Origin of the sequence: Staphylococcus condimenti (assembly GCF_001618885.1) — a bacterium.
Classification (GTDB): domain Bacteria; phylum Bacillota; class Bacilli; order Staphylococcales; family Staphylococcaceae; genus Staphylococcus; species Staphylococcus condimenti.
Genome location: NZ_CP015114.1, coordinates 2,204,923 through 2,223,027, shown reverse-complemented (window position 1 = coordinate 2,223,027; position 18,105 = coordinate 2,204,923). Strand labels below are relative to the sequence as shown.

General features: G+C 35.8%; 18 protein-coding genes. 9 read left to right on the top strand and 9 right to left on the bottom strand.

The annotated features are described in order from the left end of the window. The first annotated feature begins 144 nt into the window (after positions 1-144). The 7 genes from A4G25_RS10530 (at position 145) to A4G25_RS10500 (ending at position 5,679) form a co-directional block, all read left to right on the top strand. Positions 145-1,926: a sensor histidine kinase gene (locus A4G25_RS10530; RefSeq protein ID WP_047131558.1), complete on the top strand. Its 1,782-nt coding sequence runs from the start codon at positions 145-147 to the stop codon at positions 1,924-1,926. After that, positions 1,907-2,707: a response regulator transcription factor LytR gene (locus tag A4G25_RS10525; protein ID WP_047131559.1), complete on the top strand. Its 801-nt coding sequence runs from the start codon at positions 1,907-1,909 to the stop codon at positions 2,705-2,707. The genes A4G25_RS10530 and A4G25_RS10525 overlap by 20 nt, the downstream gene beginning before the upstream one ends. A 238-nt stretch (positions 2,708-2,945) precedes the next feature. After that, positions 2,946-3,407, top strand: a complete 462-nt coding sequence (gene lrgA, locus A4G25_RS10520; protein ID WP_047131560.1) for an antiholin-like murein hydrolase modulator LrgA — start codon at positions 2,946-2,948, stop codon at positions 3,405-3,407. Beyond that, the gene (gene lrgB, locus A4G25_RS10515; protein ID WP_047131561.1) at positions 3,404-4,105 is read left to right on the top strand and encodes an antiholin-like protein LrgB; all 702 of its coding nucleotides are present in this window, start codon (positions 3,404-3,406) and stop codon (positions 4,103-4,105) included. The genes lrgA and lrgB overlap by 4 nt, the downstream gene beginning before the upstream one ends. Positions 4,106-4,385: 280 nt before the next feature. Then, positions 4,386-4,745 carry a DUF3147 family protein gene (locus A4G25_RS10510; RefSeq protein WP_047131562.1) on the top strand — a complete coding sequence of 120 codons (360 nt, stop codon included), beginning with the start codon at positions 4,386-4,388 and terminating at the stop codon, positions 4,743-4,745. Between the two features lie 18 nt (positions 4,746-4,763). Next, positions 4,764-5,126 (top strand): DUF3147 family protein, encoded by a 363-nt coding sequence (locus tag A4G25_RS10505; protein ID WP_047131563.1) that lies wholly within the window; start codon positions 4,764-4,766, stop codon positions 5,124-5,126. 1 nt (position 5,127) lies between these two features. Next, positions 5,128-5,679: a TetR/AcrR family transcriptional regulator gene (locus A4G25_RS10500; RefSeq protein WP_047131564.1), complete on the top strand. Its 552-nt coding sequence runs from the start codon at positions 5,128-5,130 to the stop codon at positions 5,677-5,679. Positions 5,680-5,764: 85 nt separating this feature from the next. On the opposite strand, the gene A4G25_RS10495 is transcribed toward A4G25_RS10500, so the two are convergent. From A4G25_RS10495 to A4G25_RS10470, 6 genes are all read right to left on the bottom strand, one after another. Continuing rightward, positions 5,765-6,535: an alpha/beta hydrolase gene (locus A4G25_RS10495; RefSeq protein WP_047131565.1), complete on the bottom strand. Its 771-nt coding sequence runs from the start codon at positions 6,533-6,535 to the stop codon at positions 5,765-5,767. Positions 6,536-6,619: 84 nt separating this feature from the next. Continuing rightward, positions 6,620-7,303, bottom strand: coding sequence for an ABC transporter permease (locus A4G25_RS10490; protein ID WP_047131566.1), 684 nt, complete (start codon positions 7,301-7,303; stop codon positions 6,620-6,622). Next, positions 7,303-8,244: an osmoprotectant ABC transporter substrate-binding protein gene (locus tag A4G25_RS10485; RefSeq protein ID WP_047131567.1), complete on the bottom strand. Its 942-nt coding sequence runs from the start codon at positions 8,242-8,244 to the stop codon at positions 7,303-7,305. Before A4G25_RS10485 ends, A4G25_RS10490 begins: the two co-directional genes overlap by 1 nt. 17 nt (positions 8,245-8,261) lie before the next feature. Continuing rightward, positions 8,262-8,897: an ABC transporter permease gene (locus A4G25_RS10480; RefSeq protein WP_047131568.1), complete on the bottom strand. Its 636-nt coding sequence runs from the start codon at positions 8,895-8,897 to the stop codon at positions 8,262-8,264. Further along, positions 8,897-10,147 carry a betaine/proline/choline family ABC transporter ATP-binding protein gene (locus A4G25_RS10475; protein WP_047131569.1) on the bottom strand — a complete coding sequence of 417 codons (1,251 nt, stop codon included), beginning with the start codon at positions 10,145-10,147 and terminating at the stop codon, positions 8,897-8,899. The genes A4G25_RS10480 and A4G25_RS10475 overlap by 1 nt, the downstream gene beginning before the upstream one ends. A gap of 770 nt (positions 10,148-10,917) precedes the next feature. Next, a complete protein-coding gene (locus A4G25_RS10470; RefSeq protein WP_047131570.1) occupies positions 10,918-11,514 on the bottom strand; it encodes a YdeI/OmpD-associated family protein in 597 nt (198 codons plus the stop codon). Positions 11,515-12,021: 507 nt separating this feature from the next. Between A4G25_RS10470 and A4G25_RS10465 the strand changes: the two genes are divergently transcribed. Continuing rightward, entirely contained in the window at positions 12,022-13,680 is a 1,659-nt protein-coding gene (locus tag A4G25_RS10465; protein WP_047131571.1) for an APC family permease, read from the top strand. 105 nt (positions 13,681-13,785) lie between these two features. Then, a complete protein-coding gene (locus A4G25_RS10460) occupies positions 13,786-15,150 on the top strand; it encodes a carboxylesterase family protein (RefSeq protein ID WP_047131572.1) in 1,365 nt (454 codons plus the stop codon). 42 nt (positions 15,151-15,192) lie between these two features. Here the strand turns inward: A4G25_RS10460 and A4G25_RS10455 are convergent, their stop codons facing one another. The 3 genes from A4G25_RS10455 to A4G25_RS10445 form a co-directional block, all read right to left on the bottom strand. Beyond that, positions 15,193-16,386, bottom strand: a complete 1,194-nt coding sequence (locus tag A4G25_RS10455; protein WP_047131573.1) for an MFS transporter — start codon at positions 16,384-16,386, stop codon at positions 15,193-15,195. Positions 16,387-16,568: 182 nt separating this feature from the next. Next, positions 16,569-17,342 (bottom strand): ABC transporter permease, encoded by a 774-nt coding sequence (locus A4G25_RS10450; RefSeq protein ID WP_047131574.1) that lies wholly within the window; start codon positions 17,340-17,342, stop codon positions 16,569-16,571. After that, entirely contained in the window at positions 17,339-18,010 is a 672-nt protein-coding gene (locus tag A4G25_RS10445; protein ID WP_103163147.1) for an ABC transporter ATP-binding protein, read from the bottom strand. Before A4G25_RS10445 ends, A4G25_RS10450 begins: the two co-directional genes overlap by 4 nt. Between the last annotated feature and the right edge of the window lie 95 nt (positions 18,011-18,105).

The following is an 18,105-nucleotide window of genomic DNA, read 5'->3' as shown; positions in this document are numbered from 1 at the left end:
GAAGTATCTTACACCAAATTCAAGCGAATTTCTATTAATACATTAAAGCAATTCAATTATTTCGTAACAAATTACATATTTAGTATAAACAAATTTCATTTATATGCTATTTATCTAAAAATTCTAACATTTAAGGTGATGCTCTTGCTTAATTTATTCATTTTACTTTTAGAGCGCGTCGGTTTAATTATCGTACTTGCTTATATTTTGATGAACTTCAAGTATTTTAAAAATTTAATGCAGAATCGTGAAACGTGGCGTGCAAAATGGCAGCTGACTGTTATGTTTGTGATATTTGCATTACTATCAAACGTAACCGGCGTTGTTATTCGTGATTCCCACATATTATCAGGACAGCTTTATACACATCTGGCTCCAGATACATCATTAGCGAATACGCGCGTTCTGACGATTGGCGTTTCAGGACTTGTCGGCGGACCGGTTGTGGCATTAATTGTAGGTGTTATTTCTGGTATATACCGCTTCTATATCGGAGGCGCTAATGCCTTTACTTACTTTATTTCTTCCATATTGATTGCACTCGTATCTGGTTATGTCGGCCGTTATTATTTAAAAGCACGTCGTTATCCGCCTGTTTTATTAGGTGCGTTGATCGGTGCATCATTAGAAGTTATCCAAATGCTTTGTATTCTATTTTTTGCAGAAAATAGTGGACATGCTTGGTCACTTGTCAGTTTTATTGCATTACCAATGATTTTAATCAACAGTATCGGGACAGCAATTTTCTTATCTATTATTATTTCAACTTTAAAGCAAGAAGAACAAACACGTGGCGTACAGACTCATGATGTCCTGCAAATTGCCAATGAAACATTACCTTATTTTCGTGAAGGTCTTAATGAAGCTTCAGCTAATAAAGCAGCACATATTATTAAAGATTTGATGCAGGTATCAGCAGTAGCAATTACAAACCGTCATGATATTTTAGCTCATGTCGGTGCAGGCAGCGATCATCATGTACCACAAAAAGAAATTATTACAGAATTATCTAAAGAAGTGATTTTGACAGGCAAACTAAAAGAGGCACATTCTCGAAGTGAAATCGGCTGTAATCATCCAAATTGCCCATTACAAGCAGCGATTGTCATTCCGCTTCATATACAAGACAAAGTCGTCGGCACACTTAAATTATACTTTACAGACGCACATCGCCTGACATTTGTCGAAAAGCAGTTAGCAACAGGTTTAGCAAATATTTTTTCCAGCCAATTAGAATTAGGACAAGCAGAAGCTCAAAGTAAGTTATTGAAAGATGCTGAAATCAAATCATTGCAGGCGCAAGTGAATCCGCATTTCTTTTTCAATGCAATCAATACTATTTCTGCTATGGTCCGTATTGACAGTGAGAAAGCACGTAAATTATTATTGCAGCTCAGCCAATTTTTCCGTTCCAATTTGCAAGGCGCACGTAATAATACCATCACTTTGGATAAAGAGCTGCAACAAGTAGAAGCTTATTTATCGTTAGAACAAGCTCGTTTTCCTAATCGTTTCAACGTCAATTTCGACATTGATCCAGCATGTCGCAATGCACTCTTACCTCCTTTCATCATTCAAGTTTTGGTAGAAAATGCAATTCGACATGCATTTAAAGATCGCAGAACCGACAATCGAATCGATGTCATTGTACGCGATGAAAACGGCCAACTTTATTTAGAAGTTAAAGATAACGGTATTGGTATTCCAAAAGACAAATTACCTTATATCGGTAAAGCGATTGTACATTCAGATACCGGAGGGACAGGCAGTGCACTTGAAAATTTAAACTTACGTTTATCTGGATTGTTTGGAACAAATGCTTTGTTGCATATTGATTCTAATTCAAACGGTACTGCCGTAAGTTGCCGTATTCCATTTCGTTCAGACAACAAGGAGGTAGAAGAATATGAAGACACTCATCGTTGACGACGAGCCTTTAGCACGTAATGAACTCAATTACTTACTCACACAAAATGGCAGCTTTGAAGTAATTGATGAAGCTGAAACAATTGGTGAAACACTAGAAAAACTATTATATGAAACCTATGATGTCATCTTTCTTGATATTAATTTAATGGATGAAAGCGGATTGGATTTAGCAGAAAAAATTCAAAAAATGAAACAATCACCGTATATTATTTTTGCAACTGCTCACGATACTTTTGCTGTGAAAGCCTTTGAACTTGATGCAACCGATTATATTCTGAAACCTTTTGAACAAGACCGAATTGATCAAGCAGTGGCACGTGTTGCATCTAAATTGAATCATTCTTCTTCACCAAATCAACACACAACTGAATTACAAGATAGTTCAGAAAAAGTCGGAGAACTTGTGAGGCAAAATCATTTCAAAACTTCTGAGCACTCAATCAAGCAACCTTCAGTTTTACCAATAGAAGTTGATGAACGCATTTATGTCTTAAATCAAAAAGATATTATTGCTTTGTCTGTTAACAATGGCAAAACAACTTTGCATACTTTGAATCGAGACTATGAAACTACAGATCCATTAAATAACTATGCTAAACGATTAGATGATACGCAGTTTTTGCGAATTCACCGTTCTACAATTATTAACCAAGCACATATTCAAACCATTGAGCATTGGTTCAATTATACGTATCAAGTCACTTTGACTGGTGATTTAAAAGTGCAAGTAAGTCGTTCATATATGAAGCCATTTAAAGCTGCAATAGGTTTGATATGAACTTACTAACTCCCTACAGACTATCAGATAGTATAGGGAGTTTTTTTGATGTTTAACCCTTCATTTTGTGCATCTCATCCTATTAAAAATTCCTGTCACAAATATAGTTTGAAACTCATCTTGTGAATGGTGCAACTCACATCCTGATTCTCGCATTTCACCTTGAAAACGCACACAAAACACTATTTTAGTCGTACACTTTAATCAAGATAAAGAAACGAACGGAGGCAGAAATGCTATGGAAAAGGTCAAATCAAACGCAGAAAACGTGGGCAAAGCGTCAAAAACCTATTCATTCTTACATCAAGTATTAGTCATCGGAGTTATATTATTAATTTCTAAAATTATCGAAAGTTTCATTCCGATTCCTATGCCAGCATCAGTTATCGGACTTGTGCTAATGTTTATTGCATTATCAACTGGAATTATTAAGCTCGGCGAAGTTGAGGGCGTCGGCAGTGCATTAACAAACAATATCGGTTTCTTATTCGTACCAGCGGGTGTATCAGTAATTAACTCACTTGGAATTTTGAGCAAGAGTCCAATTTTGATTATTTCATTAATTATCATTTCTACAATTTTACTTTTATTATGTACAGGATTTGTGTCACAAATGTTGGTTAAAGGATTGCCATTTGCACATAAATCTCACAAACATATCGCTAAAGGTCACAACAAAGTTGCGGAGGAACATGTATGATTGAACATTTAGGTATCAACACACCTTATTTCGGTATCTTATTATCTGTGATTCCATTCTTGATTGCCACTTATTTCTTTAAAAAGACAAACGGTTTCTTTTTACTTGCCCCTCTATTTGTCAGCATGGTTTTCGGCATTGTTTTCTTGAAAGCAACTGGCATCAGTTATGCAAATTATAAAATCGGTGGCGACATCATTAATTTCTTCTTAGAACCCGCAACAATTTGTTTTGCGATTCCATTGTATAAAAAACGTGATGTATTGAAAAAATACTGGGCAAAAATCTTCGGCGGAATTGCACTCGGTACAGTAGTAGCATTGTTCGGTATTTATGCAGTAGCTAAAATCTTCCAATTCGGCGGAGATATTGTAGCTTCAATGTTGCCTCAAGCAGCAACAACTGCAATCGCATTGCCTGTTTCAGATGGAATTGGCGGTGTAAAAGAATTAACTTCTCTAGCAGTTATCTTAAATGCGGTTATCATTTACGCACTCGGCAACAAGCTTTTGAAATTCTTCCATATCGACAACCCGATTGCACGTGGACTTGCGCTTGGAACTAGTGGTCATACACTTGGGGTATCAGCAGCAACTGAACTTGGTGAAACCGAAACTTCAATGGCCAGCATAGCTGTGGTATTAGTCGGGGTTATCGTCGTAGCAGTTGTACCATTCTTAGCAGGTGTTTTACTTTAATTAAAAAGACTTGATTGAAAAAGAAGCGACAAAAGGTTGCTTCTTTTTTGTTTTCATGAAGCTTTGCTGTATTTTAACGAAGCAAATAACCTGTAATTTTCTCATATTTTCATTTTCTAATACTCCCAACAATTATGAAAACGCTTTAATATAAATTAAAATTTAATTTCGCTTATAAATTAAGTTAAAGTTATTTACATCTAAGAGATGTCGTATTACACTAAAACTAAACGATACGTTTCGTTTATAAATTACTATAGGATTGGAATGATGATAAGTTATGTTCGGCATTTCCTTAACTAGTTTGATCATTCGTTTTGTCTTTGGCGGATTAGCTGTTGCTTTGGCAACTGTTATTTCTGCAAAACTTGGCGGCAAACTCGGCGGTATCTTTTCTACTTTTCCAGCTGTCTACTTAGCAGCTTTAGTTACACTAGCTGTAGATTTCAGAGGTCAAAATCTTATCCAAGAATCGATTCATCTTAGTTCAGGTGCAGTCATCGGTATTGTTGGTTGTATTTTGAGTGTGGCGCTCACAGCTTATGCTGTTCAAAAAATCGGTTTCAGACGTGGCGCTATCTTCTCAGTAGTAAGTTGGTTTATCTTATCTTGTATTATTTTGGCACTTAAACATATTTAATTGGAGGCATTCTTTAAAATGAAAATGTTACTTGTAAAATTTCTTGCAGGTGGTGCATCAGTAGCGCTTAGTTATATTGTTTCAGTAATTATGCCGTGGAAAGAATTCGGCGGAATCTTCGCAGTGTTCCCAGCGGTATTTCTTATTTCACTCATTATGTCCGGTGTACAATACGGTGATAAAGTCGCTTCGCATGTCAGTCGTGGTGCTGTATTCGGTATGACAGGTGTGTTATTCAATATTTTAGCAACTTGGTTTATGCTGATTTGGACAAATGACTGGATTTTAAGTATCATAGTGGGCGTTGTAGTTTGGTTCTTAAGCGCTATCATCATTTTTGAAATAGTAGAAAAAATTTCGCATATGAAACGAGGTCATTAATATGGCAGGAAGACCTAAGGATCCCAAAATCAACACACGCATTTATGAGGAATTGGGGAACCTTTTAAATAAACAACCTTATTCAACAATTACCATCGATGAACTCGCAGAAAACACACAAATTTCCAAAGCGACAATTTACCGTCGTTGGAAAGATAAAGATACCATGATAATTGATATGTTTTTAAATGAAGTACATGGTACCTCAGAAATAAAAGGAGAATTTTTCAATGATTTATATGCTTTACTACTTAAAATGACACGGATATATACACGTCCTCTCGGTAAAGCAGTGATTCAAATTTTATTGACTAATAGTGAAAATGAATTGCGTAATCATTTTATGGATGATTATTTTAATGAATATAGACAGTTATTACGTTCTATTGCCAGTACGCGTATTCCAGAAAAGCAGCAGGATATCTTCATTGATTTGATTTTCTCCCCTATCTATTTCAACATTTTAATCAAACCTGAGACCTTAACAGATGAATATATTTATGACATGTTAACAACAGTGATTCGTTCGTTTATTCCTGACGAATCATTTTAAAGACAAGATGCATTTTCCATTTAAGCATCTTGTCTTTTTTTCATAAAAAAACTGCCACGAAATTTAATTCGTGACAGTTATGCTTTTAATTATGTTCTTTTCCGGCAAACCATTCTAATGCATATTTGATTGCTTTATCCCAATAAGCATAGTCATGGATACCGGGTCCATCTACAAACTGATACGGCACTTTTTTCTCATCTAAGAAATGAATAAAGTCCAAATTATCTTGATATAAATCATCTTCTGTACCACACATAATCAAGAGTTCTGGGATTGTTTTATCTTCCTCTAAAGCTTGATCAACAAGATAATAAGGATCTAGTATCGTTCCTTCAGCACTTTCTTTTTCACCTAAGATTGCTTTGCCTGAGAAGTCATTCCAATCAATTTCCATTAAGAATTGAGGTGCAAATACTGCAGATAATGGTGCTGCTTTGCTAAAACGGTCACCTTGTGATAATGCATACTTGATTGTGCCGTATCCGCCCATTGAATGACCTGCAATAAAGTGATCTTCGCGACGTTTTGATAGCGGTAGAATTTGTAAGGCATAATCAAAAACTTCTAATACATAGTCATAATAACTATGACCATATGCCATATTTGCATAACCGCTATGATCTCCTGCCGGCATTATCACTGCAATACCATTATCTTTCGCATAGCGTTCCAAACTTGTAAATCTTAGATACGACGTTTCATCACTAGATAATCCATGCAGCAACAATAATACAGGCAGTTGCTTCGGTGATTTATCTGTCTGAAATTGAGATGGATCTTCTGGCAACATCGCCATGAAACGTTGCTCTTTTCCTAATACTTCAGAATTATAATTAACTTGCATCCATGCCATCTGTATCCTCTCCTTTTCTCTTTGAAAAGAAATACTAGAGCACACGTAATTTAAGTGTTAAAAAGCAAAGCTGCTCTATATTCCTTAAATATCCATACCTTGAGGTTGAGGTCCTTTTTTCTTTTTCACAGGATCCAATCGTTTTTCGAGTAGTCTTAGTAAGACATCAATCAATACAGCGATTAATGCAATTGGTAATGCACCTGCTAAAATAAATGTTGTACCATCTGTAGCATTCGTTCCTCTGATGATAATATCACCGAGTGTCGGTGCTCCAATAAATGAGCCGACTGCTACGACACCAACTGCTACAACTAAAGCAATACGCAATCCGCCGATAATAACTGATAAAGCTAAAGGTAGTTCAATCATACGTAAAATTTGGTTACGTGTCATCCCCATACCTTTACCTGCATCTTTAATGTTTTCATCTACTCCAACAATACCTGAGTAAGTATTTTGGATAATTGGTAACAATGCATATAAGAAAACTGTCACGACAACTGTTGTCGGTCCAAGACCCATAACGAGCATTAAAATCGCCAGCATAGCAATAACTGGGACAGTTTGGATAATATTTGCGATTGTAATCACTAACTTAGACATACGTCCGAAACGTGAGATAAAGATTCCAATCGGAATACCAACAATCGCTGCAAATACGACGCCATAGACTGACATCAATAAATGTTGAAAAAATAAACTCCATAAATAGCCGGCATTCAATGAATAATATTCAAATAATTGTTGTAATAAATTGCCTTTCATTATTTTTGCCCGCCTTTCTTACCATCAAAATAATGATGTTTTTCTAAAAATTCTTCAGCAACAACAGCTGGCTCTTTCCCTTTGCCATCCGCTTCATAATTCAATTGCTGCATATCTTCTGTGGAAATCTTGCCTTCTAATTTGTCTAATGCTTTATTAATTTCTGGGTGTTTCTTTAAGACTGCATCTGTTGCCACAGGACTGGCGTCATAAGGTGGGAAGAAGTGCTTATCATCTTTCAAAACTTTCAAATTATAAGCTGCAATACGTCCATCTGTTGAATAACCTAATGCAACATCTAATTTTTTATTATTTAACGCATCATAAACTAAACCGATTTGCATCGGTCGAACTGTATTAAAATCAATGCCGTATTCTTTTTTGAAACCAGGATAACCGTCACCTTTACGATTCAACCAAGAACTATCGACACCAAGACGCAAATCTTTTTCGTGTTTTTTCAAATCTGAAACTGTTTCCAGATGATATTTTTCTGCCGTTTCTTTCGTTACCATGAAAGCATACGTATTATCAAAACCATAAGATGGGAAGAATTTTTGGTGAAATTTCTTTTGGAACCCTTCTTGCGTAGCTTTTAATGCTTTCTTCGGATCTTTAATCGGCTCTTCTTGTAAAGCCCCTACTAAATCTGTACCTGTATAACGAACACCTGAAATATTAGCGTCACCATTCATTAACGCATTATGTTGAATAGTACTTGAACCCATATTATTTAATAATGTAGGTTTTATTTTGTCATGTGAATCATGTTCTATCATTAATCGCACCATGTGCGACATAATTTGTGACTCGCTGGTAGCAAGCGCTGTGATTTTGACATCCTCATTTGAACGACTATCACCAAGACCAGGTAGACTGCATCCAGATAAGATAACCAGACAAGTCACCATAAGAATCAAATAATACTTCATTGTCTTCATAAAGTTACAATGTCCTCCTATCTAGATATTTTCAAACCTTTTGGTACTGCCCATTTTTCAACTACACGAAGTAGATAGTCTACAATCAATGCTAACGCTGTTACTAGCACAGCCGCACTGACAATCATCACTGGATCATATAAATTCAAGCCGTTAAAGACGAAGTCTCCTAAACCGCCTGCGCCCACATAACTGGCTAAAGTTGCCCAGCTGATAACATAAACACTTGATAAACGAATACCGCCAAGAATTAATGGTAAGGCTAACGGGAGCTCTACATCTTTCATTAATTGCAGTTTTGTCATTCCCATACTGATACCTGCTTGGCGAATATCAGGATTGATATTTTGGACACCTAAGACAGTGTTATTCAAGATAGGCAATAATACATAAATAAATAATGCAATAATCGCTGGTGTTTTACCTACACCGAAAATCGGAATCATGATAGCTAATACTGCTAATGTTGGAATTGTTTGTAAAACACCTGCAACTGTCAATACAACACTTGCTAATTTCTTTGTCTTCGATAATAAAATACCAAGCGGTACTGCAATAATAATGGCGATTAGAAGCGAAACAATTGAAATATAAAAGTGTTCACCCGTTTTTTGCAGTAATTCACCGCCGTATTGTTCTAGGAATGCCTTCATTAGCGTTCAACTCCTGAATCTGACATTTCGTCATGACCTACATTATCCTTTTCTGTTGTTTCAGAAGATGTATGCTTTTGTTGTTCGCTTTGTTCCGCTTCTTTTCTTTCAGCTTCATATTGAGCTTCTTCTGCACCTTCACCCCAAATACTGTCATATACAATATCAACAAGGTTCGCACGTGTGATTAAACCTACTAAAGTATCTTGATCATTTACCACTGGTACATTACGCACATTACGTTTTAAAATCGTACGGACTGTATCTTGCAACTTAGAGTTGACATTCACTCGATAAATATCACGCTGCATTGTATCTATCAGTTCTTTACCAGAACGTAAACCTTGGTTGATATCCTCAATATCCATGTAACCGAGGAATTTGTTTTGATTATTAACAACAAAAATCGTATCAATACGATGGCGACGCATAATATCAACTGCCGTATTCAATGATTCATTTGCACCAACTGTAATCGGTGTAATCATCGCATCCTGTACTGTACGCATATTAGGACGATCTTGAATCAAACGGTTCTGACCAATAAAGTCGCGAACGAAATCATTTGCCGGGTAACGTAATATATTATCAGGCGTGTCGTATTGCACAACTTTCCCATTCGACATAATACAGATTCTGTCTGCCAATTTAATCGCTTCATCCATATCATGTGTTACAAAAATAAATGTTTTCCCTAATTTTTTCTGCAATTCTTTGACTAAATCTTGCAATGTATCACGTGTAATCGGATCTAATGCTCCGAAAGGTTCATCCATTAAAATAATATCTTGTTCTGCTGCTAATGCCCGTACTACACCAATACGTTGCTGCTGGCCACCAGACAATTCTGAAGGATAACGATCTAAATATTCTTCCGGCAGATCTACCAATTTAATTAATTCACGTGCTTTTTCATCTTTTTTCTCTTGAGACCATTTCAACAATTTAGGAACCAGCACAATATTTTCCTTAATTGTCATATGCGGCATCAATCCGATTTGCTGAATCACATAACCGATACTTCGACGTAATTCTACGGCGTTCATTTTTCTAACATCTTTACCATCAATCATAATTTGACCGCTTGTCGCCTCAATCATACGGTTAATCATTCTCAGCGCAGTCGTCTTCCCACTACCACTTGTTCCGATAAACGCAACAAACTCGCCAGACTGCACATCTATAGAAACATCATCTACCGCTTTTTTGTTTCCTGAATAAATCTTAGTTAAATTCTTAATACTAAGCATGCATTTAATTCCTTTCTATATCGAATTCTATTTAAAATTAAGAGTAGAAGATTGGAAAAGTATCCCTTGGAGAATTGAATGGGTAAAGGTTAATCTTTGACAGAAGAAATAAATTATTTAGGAGAATTGCTTGCTATTTGTAGATTTATTGAATGTAAATTGCATATATTGAATTGAAGTAAACCTATCTTTCTCCTTATACAATAAAAAAAGCATTTGCAGCAATGTTTCATTAACTTACGGATAAGCTCTAAAACTAAGTCGCAAATGACTTCTGTTAGACTATCGACAAGACACATTCATTTAAAGGTGAATGTTCTTTTCTCAAATCACTATGACACAACAACAGCCTTATTCTGTTGTTTATTTTAACTTTCAATATAATCTATGTTGATAATGTGTCCTACTCTTTTAGTAGATTACTCAATAATTATAGCATAAAAAAGAGGATAAATGACGTATAATTACCATATTTTTTAATTTAAATGTCCATGTTCAAACATTAGACAAATAATTCAGTGATAATTGTGAAAATGGTTTAAAATACATTTTTCACCATCAACTGAACTGCAAATCATGTTTGCGTTTACAGGGATATAATGTTCGTTTATACAATTATAATTTTAATAAGTGCTTTTTGGGAATATTCCTTTTCTGCTTTGATTTGTACTCACCACAAGAATTCAAGCTTGCTTTCTAACAATAAAAAAGCATCCCAATCGTTAGAATTTTTAATTCCAACTTTTAGGATGCACATCAAAATTATTTTTTTAATCGTTTAACCCTTTGCCTTGTAAAATCATCGGTTTATATTTATCTACGCGATTTTGTCTTGTTGAGGCACGTTTTGCTTGTCCGATTGTATACATATATTGACGCTGACGTCCTGGTGTTAAATTATGGAATGCTTCATCTAATGCCTTGTCAGCCTCTAATGCTGCTTTCAACTCTTCAGGCATATCGTATTCTTCTGTACGCTTCATTTCCACTTTTTTACCAGATTTTTCAACTGCTACAGCCTCTTTGACATAATCACGAATCATATCTGCTTCTTCAAGTATCTGCGCAACAGATGTAAAACGTAATTGACGTGCTGCTTGCACATTTTTAGTTTGTTGTATTAATTTGTTTTCAGGATCTGGTAATAAAACACCTTTATGAAACAACAATGCACAATAATCTTTAAACCCATGTATTAACACGACATTATGCCCTTCATATGTATAACATGGCTTCATCCATTTATAATCTTCCACTAAATCCGGATTTTCCATAATAATCTTTCTTAAAGCTTCATACTCAGCCTTCCACTCTTTCGCTCTTTGAAAAAATGCTTCTGCTTTAGGATTTGTTCTTTCTTCAGTCATCTCCATTCTCCTTTTCCTATTTTTTACAATTGTAATATATCACATTACGTACACATTATATCATTTTTTAGCACATGTGATTTACACATAAAGTTTAAAATGAAACTTTTAAAATTTATTTTGAATTTTTTAATCAATCTTCCCAATGTCTTGCTGTTTCTATCTTTGAAGCGTTTTGCTACTTTCATTGTAATATAAAATTCAAGTTTTAAAAATGTATAAACGAAGCTGAGCCTAAAACTATCTGTTAAAGGCTTTATATTAACGCTTGAACATTATTTTTTGTATTTATTTCGATATTCATATTCAGTTTAAATAACGTATATTCATACATATAAATTTATAAAATACAGAAATTAAATTGCATTTGACTTGAAATGACGACCTTGTATAATGTTTTACCATGAGTTAACGAAAATCAGAAAATTGTGTTTCACTTTTCAGATTTAAAAAAGAGCAGACATGTAAGACTGACATCTCTTGCTCGTATATAATAGGAGTCTTTCGATGGAAAATAAAGAAAGCAATAAAATAAATCTCTCCCAACTCGTCTTGTTGGGCCTCGGATCATTAATTGGTTCTGGTTGGCTATTCGGGGCTTGGGAAGCTTCATCTGTCGCAGGTCCAGCGGCAATCATTTCTTGGATTATCGGCTTTATCGTTATTGGAACAATTGCATATAACTATATTGAAATTGGAACAATGTTCCCGCAATCAGGCGGTATGAGTAATTATGCCCAATATACGCATGGCTCGCTACTCGGCTTTATCGCAGCATGGGCTAACTGGGTATCACTTGTAACGATTATCCCGATTGAAGCAGTTTCAGCAGTTCAATATATGAGTTCATGGCCTTGGGACTGGGCTAAATTCATGGGGAAATTAATGCATAACGGGACCATCAGTACATTAGGTTTATTCGCTGTATTTGCGATTATCATTATCTTCTCTTTACTGAATTACTGGTCTGTAAAGTTATTAACTTCATTCACAAGTTTAATCTCCTTCTTCAAATTAGGAGTACCAACTTTAACGATTATATTATTAGTTATTTCAGGATTTCACCCTGGTAATTACGGACATAGTTTGAGTAGTTTCATGCCATATGGCAGTGCACCGATTTTTGCAGCTACAACGACATCAGGAATCATCTTCTCATTCAACGCTTTCCAAACAATTATCAATATGGGTTCTGAAATACAACGCCCTGAAAAAAATATTGGCCGCGGTATTGTGATTAGTTTAACACTGGCTGCAACATTATATGTTATCTTGCAAATAGTTTTCATCGGCTCTATGCCTGAAGGAATGCTTTCAAAACATGGATGGAACGGCATTCAATTCAACTCTCCGTTCGCAGACATGGCAATCCTTTTAAACTTGAACTGGTTAGCAATTCTTTTATACATTGAAGCTGTTGTTTCACCTTTTGGTACAGGCGTTTCTTTCGTCGCAGTAACAGGTCGTGTTTTACGCGCAATGGAACAAAACGGTCATATTCCGAAATTCTTAGGCAAAATTAATGAAACATATAATATTCCACGTGTTGCAATAATTTTTAATGCAATCATCAGTATGATTATGGTATCTATCTTCCGTTCGTGGGGTACACTTGCCAGTGTCATTTCAACAGCGACGCTTGTTGCCTATCTGACAGGACCGACAACTGTTATTGCATTACGCAAAATGGCACCCAGTATGCATCGTCCTTTCAGAGCCAATCTTTTAAAAGTCATGGCGCCACTTTCATTCGTACTGGCCTCTCTCGCCATTTATTGGGCAATGTGGCCGACAACAGCAGAAGTTATCTTGATTATTATCTTAGGATTGCCGATTTATTTTTTCTATGAATATAAAATGAATTGGAAGAATACGAAAAAACAAATCGGCGGCAGTTTATGGATTATCATTTATTTATTAGTATTAGCTTTACTGTCCTTTATCGGCAGTAAAGAGTTCAAAGGTATGAACTTCATACATTATCCATATGACTTCCTTGTAATTACAATTGTAGCTTTAGCATTCTATAAACTGGGTACAACAAGCTACTTTGAGAGTATTTATTTCAAACGTGCAAAACGTATCAATACAAAAATGAACAAAGACATGACTGAACGTTTAGATAATGATACAGATGATTTAAACCAAGCAGTTGAAACAAAATAAGAAATAGCGCATAAGACGGGAATTCAATCTCGTCTTATTTTTATTGAAATAATTTGTGTCTTAAAGAACGGTAGACTATAGTTAAATCAAAAGGGGATGAATAGTATGGAGACGATTATACGTGAAACTGTTGCTGGAACTGTTAAAGGACAGACTCAAGATCAATTAGAAATATATCGAGGTATTCCTTATGCTGAACCGCCTATTGATACAAACCGCTTCAAACATGCAAAATTAAAAATGCAATGGGATAACAACAACTTAGACGCAACTTCATTCGGCCCCATCCCTCTTCAACCATACAATAAACTTGAAACTTTCTTTTCTACACATAACCAAAACTTCGAACAAAGCGAAGACTGTCTTTACTTGAATATCTATAAACCGCTAACTACGAAACAAAACGAAACATTCCCTATTATCATCTGGTTTTATGGCGGCGGTTTTCTTAATGGCCATGGATCTGCTGAATTATATCAACCGCAACATCTTGCTGAAACTGCACATGCAATTGTCATTACATTCAATTATCGACTTGGTGCACTAGGCTATACGAATTGGCACTTACTTAATGAAAACTATGATATGAACTGCGGGCTTTCTGATCAACTTGCTGTACTCAAATGGGTACAATACTTTATCTCAGACTTTGATGGCGATAAAGATAATGTCACTTTAATGGGACAATCTGCGGGTGCAATGAGTATCCAAGCTTTATTGCATTTCAAAGAAGCAGAACCTCTTTTCCATAAAGTTGTTTTGAGCAGCGGGACTCTTAATTTTGATTCAATTGAAAACAGCAGAGTCAATGCTTATCGCTTCAAAATAATGACGATGCTGCAATATAATCAATCATTTGAAACTTTAACGAGGCCTCAAATGATGAAAATAATGGATAAAGATTTGGAAGATCGCAAACCTTCGAAAGGACTTGAACTTTTCTATCGTCCTATTTTCAACCCTGACACGATGTCAGAAAGAATTCTTGGTGATAAACCTGTTTTAGCAGGCTATACGGCTCGTGAAGGTGATATTTATATTCGCGGCAGATTTCATAAACTTAAACCTAAGCGTTTTATGGAAGTCGCAGAACTCAATGATATTAATATTGATACCCAGTTGTTCAATATTAAAAAGCATGACGGACAAGCCGTTGCAATCACAGAATATTATTTTAAACAACCTTTACTCGTTTGGTTGAACCACTATCCTGGTTCAAAAAAATGGCTGTACCGCTTTGATTGGTCCAATCCTGAATCCAAACATTTCCGATCACCTTATCATATTCTTGATGTCATTTTCTGGCTCGGCCATCTCGATATTTTATCAGCACAGGGTGCACCTGCTGATAGTGAGGCACTTGAACTGGAAAATGAGATGCAGGAAAGCGTAGCAAAATTTATAAGAAGCGGAGAATGCGATTGGAAGCCATACACTCAATATGATGTTTCACCCCACATTTTCAAATAACTTTCCACCTGTAAACACAAAAAAGCACTCAATCTCTCTGGATTAAGCGCTTTTAGTGTTTACAGCATTTTGTACTGGTGTATGTCGTACTTTTTTCAAGAAAAGAATAATAATGACGATGATAAATCCAAGTATGCTGGAACTATATGTCACAGCATTCACTCCGAGATGCGATACAATCAAACCTCCAAGCATACCGCCTGCTGCGATACCCGCATTTAAACTCGACATGTTCCAGCTGAGTACTTGGCTTGCATCTCCTTGAACATGTTCAATAATACCGCTTTGTACAGCAGGATTTGTGCTCCATTGCATTACATTCCAAATAAAGATAATAATGATAAGCATCCAAGAAGCAGATAAGAACCAGTTAATAACTGCTAATGCGACAGCAAATGTTAATGTTGCTGTTAGAAGCCAAGTTTTACTAGACCATTTGTCTGCTAAGAAGCCGCCCATAGATGTTCCGAGTGTACCTGCGATACCATTGATTAATAGTACAAATGAAACGAATTTCAAATCATGGCCATTTGAAAGCATCAATGGGTTAATATAAACGAACGTGATGGAGTTCGCTGTGAGCAATAAGAAAGTAATCGTTAGATATTTAATCACTTCTTTACGATTTAAAATTTTCGATTGCGGTGTTTGTCCGCTTTCTTGTCCTTCTGAGACAAATGAAAGCTCTGAAGCAGTCGGCAAGTAGCGTATCATTAAGATAGCTGCTAGTACACTGATAACGATAATAAAAACAAATGTTGCACGCCAACCTAACCAGCCGCCGAGTATTGTTCCAATCGGCACACCTAAAACATTGGCGCCGCTGAAGCCTGAATAAACAATCCCAATCATTTTCCCTCTATGCTCAGGTGCAGTCAGCATCGCTGTCAACGCCAATACTTTTACAATAATCAATGCGGCAGCTGCAGATGAAATAATACGTCCGATAATTAAGACTGCAAAATTAGGTGATACGACAATCATAGCGTTACCTGCTACGAAAGCCACAATCGTCCATAATAAAACAGATTTTGCATTAAATCGATTAGTCAGTTTGACTAAAATCGGTCCGCATACTGCAAAAGTCACAGCATATAATGTTACCAATTGACCGATCCATGCTTCAGAAACATGCAAATCATGGCTCATCAAGTTCATAATTCCAGCAACCATCATTTCCACCATTCCGACGATAAAGACGCTGATAATAAAGGTCACAATACGCATGAATGACATGGTCCATCACTCCTTTCATTTTTAAATTAATTTGTAAATTCAACCTATCTATTATAATTGAAATTTGCAAAGAATGTAAGACGTGAATCATAATTCTTTCATTTTTAGACAAAGTAAAAACTGGGAAAACGGTATGCAGCATCTGATATTCTGCACTTTCCGGCTCCCAGTATTCAATACATTTATTCTTCGTTTTCATCTAACATGCTTCCGATTAATTGATCGCGATTATTAAAGAATTGTTTATAGCTTAAGTATGTTGCAATTAATGCAGACATAATGGTTGCAGTTGTGTGGATAAATACAACAAGCAATTGGAATTTGATGGCTTGAAGCGGATCTACACCACTGATAATCAATCCAGACATCATTCCCGGAATAGAAACTAAACCATATGTTTTAACTGAATCGATTGTTGGCACAATAGCGAGTTTAATACTTTCTTGAACTGCTGATTTTGAAGCGAGTTTCGGTGAAGCCCCTAATGAAAGCTTGCACTCTATTGTACCGTACTCTCTTACAAATGAACGGTCTAAGTTTTGATATGCCAAATTGATAGCGATTAAACCATTATTTGCCAACATACCTGCGATTGGAATTAATTCATTCCCTGTAAACTTGATAGCTCCTGCTGCCACAATAACAATTAATGGCAACGCAGTACCTATGAAGATTGATATAAAAGAAATCCAGAATACATTATGCATAATTTTAGAAGCACGTCCGATTGTATTCCAAGATGCATTAACTATAATCACTAAAACGAAAAGAATTAAAATCCATGGTGAATTCAAGTCAAAAATAAAATGTAAAATAAAACCAAGAATCACTAATTGAATTACTGCTCTGATAGAAGCAACAATTAATTCTTTAGCAATATGCAATTTCTCTTTAATGGAGATGGCTATCGGAATAATCAAGAGCATTGCGGAAATACATAGAGCTGTTGTACTCATACATCAATGTCCCCCTTATTATCCTTATTAATTTTGCCATCGACAATATCAATACGACGATCAAAGTGAGACATACTTTGGTCATAGCTATGTGTAATCCACATTACTGATACACCTTCATCTTTGGCTAAGCTGAAAATTGCATCTTCTGCTTTTTTTGTGTTGTCTGCATCCAGTGCGCTTGTTGCTTCGTCAAGCAGCAATACATCCGGTATGTACATCAATTGACGTGCCAGACAAATACGTTGACGCTCTCCTCCAGATAAAAATTCTACATTCGTATCGAGCTTGTAATCACCTAATCCAAAACTAGCTAATAATTTTTTAGCACGATCTGAATCAAATTTGTCATTTCGAGCCAGTGCAGGAAATGCTAGGTTTTCACCTATTGTTGAATCAAACAATTCTGTTGATTGCGGCATATAGCTGATTTGCCGGCGCAACGATTCTGGTTGGTAATCTTTATAAGGTTTCCCTTTATAAAATAATTCGCCGTCAGTCGGACTGATTAAATTGTTCAATAAATGAAAGAGTGTGCTCTTACCACTTCCAGATGGCCCGACCACTGCTATTTTTTCACCGTCTTTAACTGTTAAATCAATGTGGTCAATAATCAGACGTTTATCTACTTTATAGCAAACGTCTTTTAATTCTAGTATAGTAGTCATCGCTTCTGCCCCTTTTCTAATACATTGGAAAAGTCTATTTTCACAATACCTATCTATTCCCTTTCCTATACAATTTAACATATTTAGATTTTGAA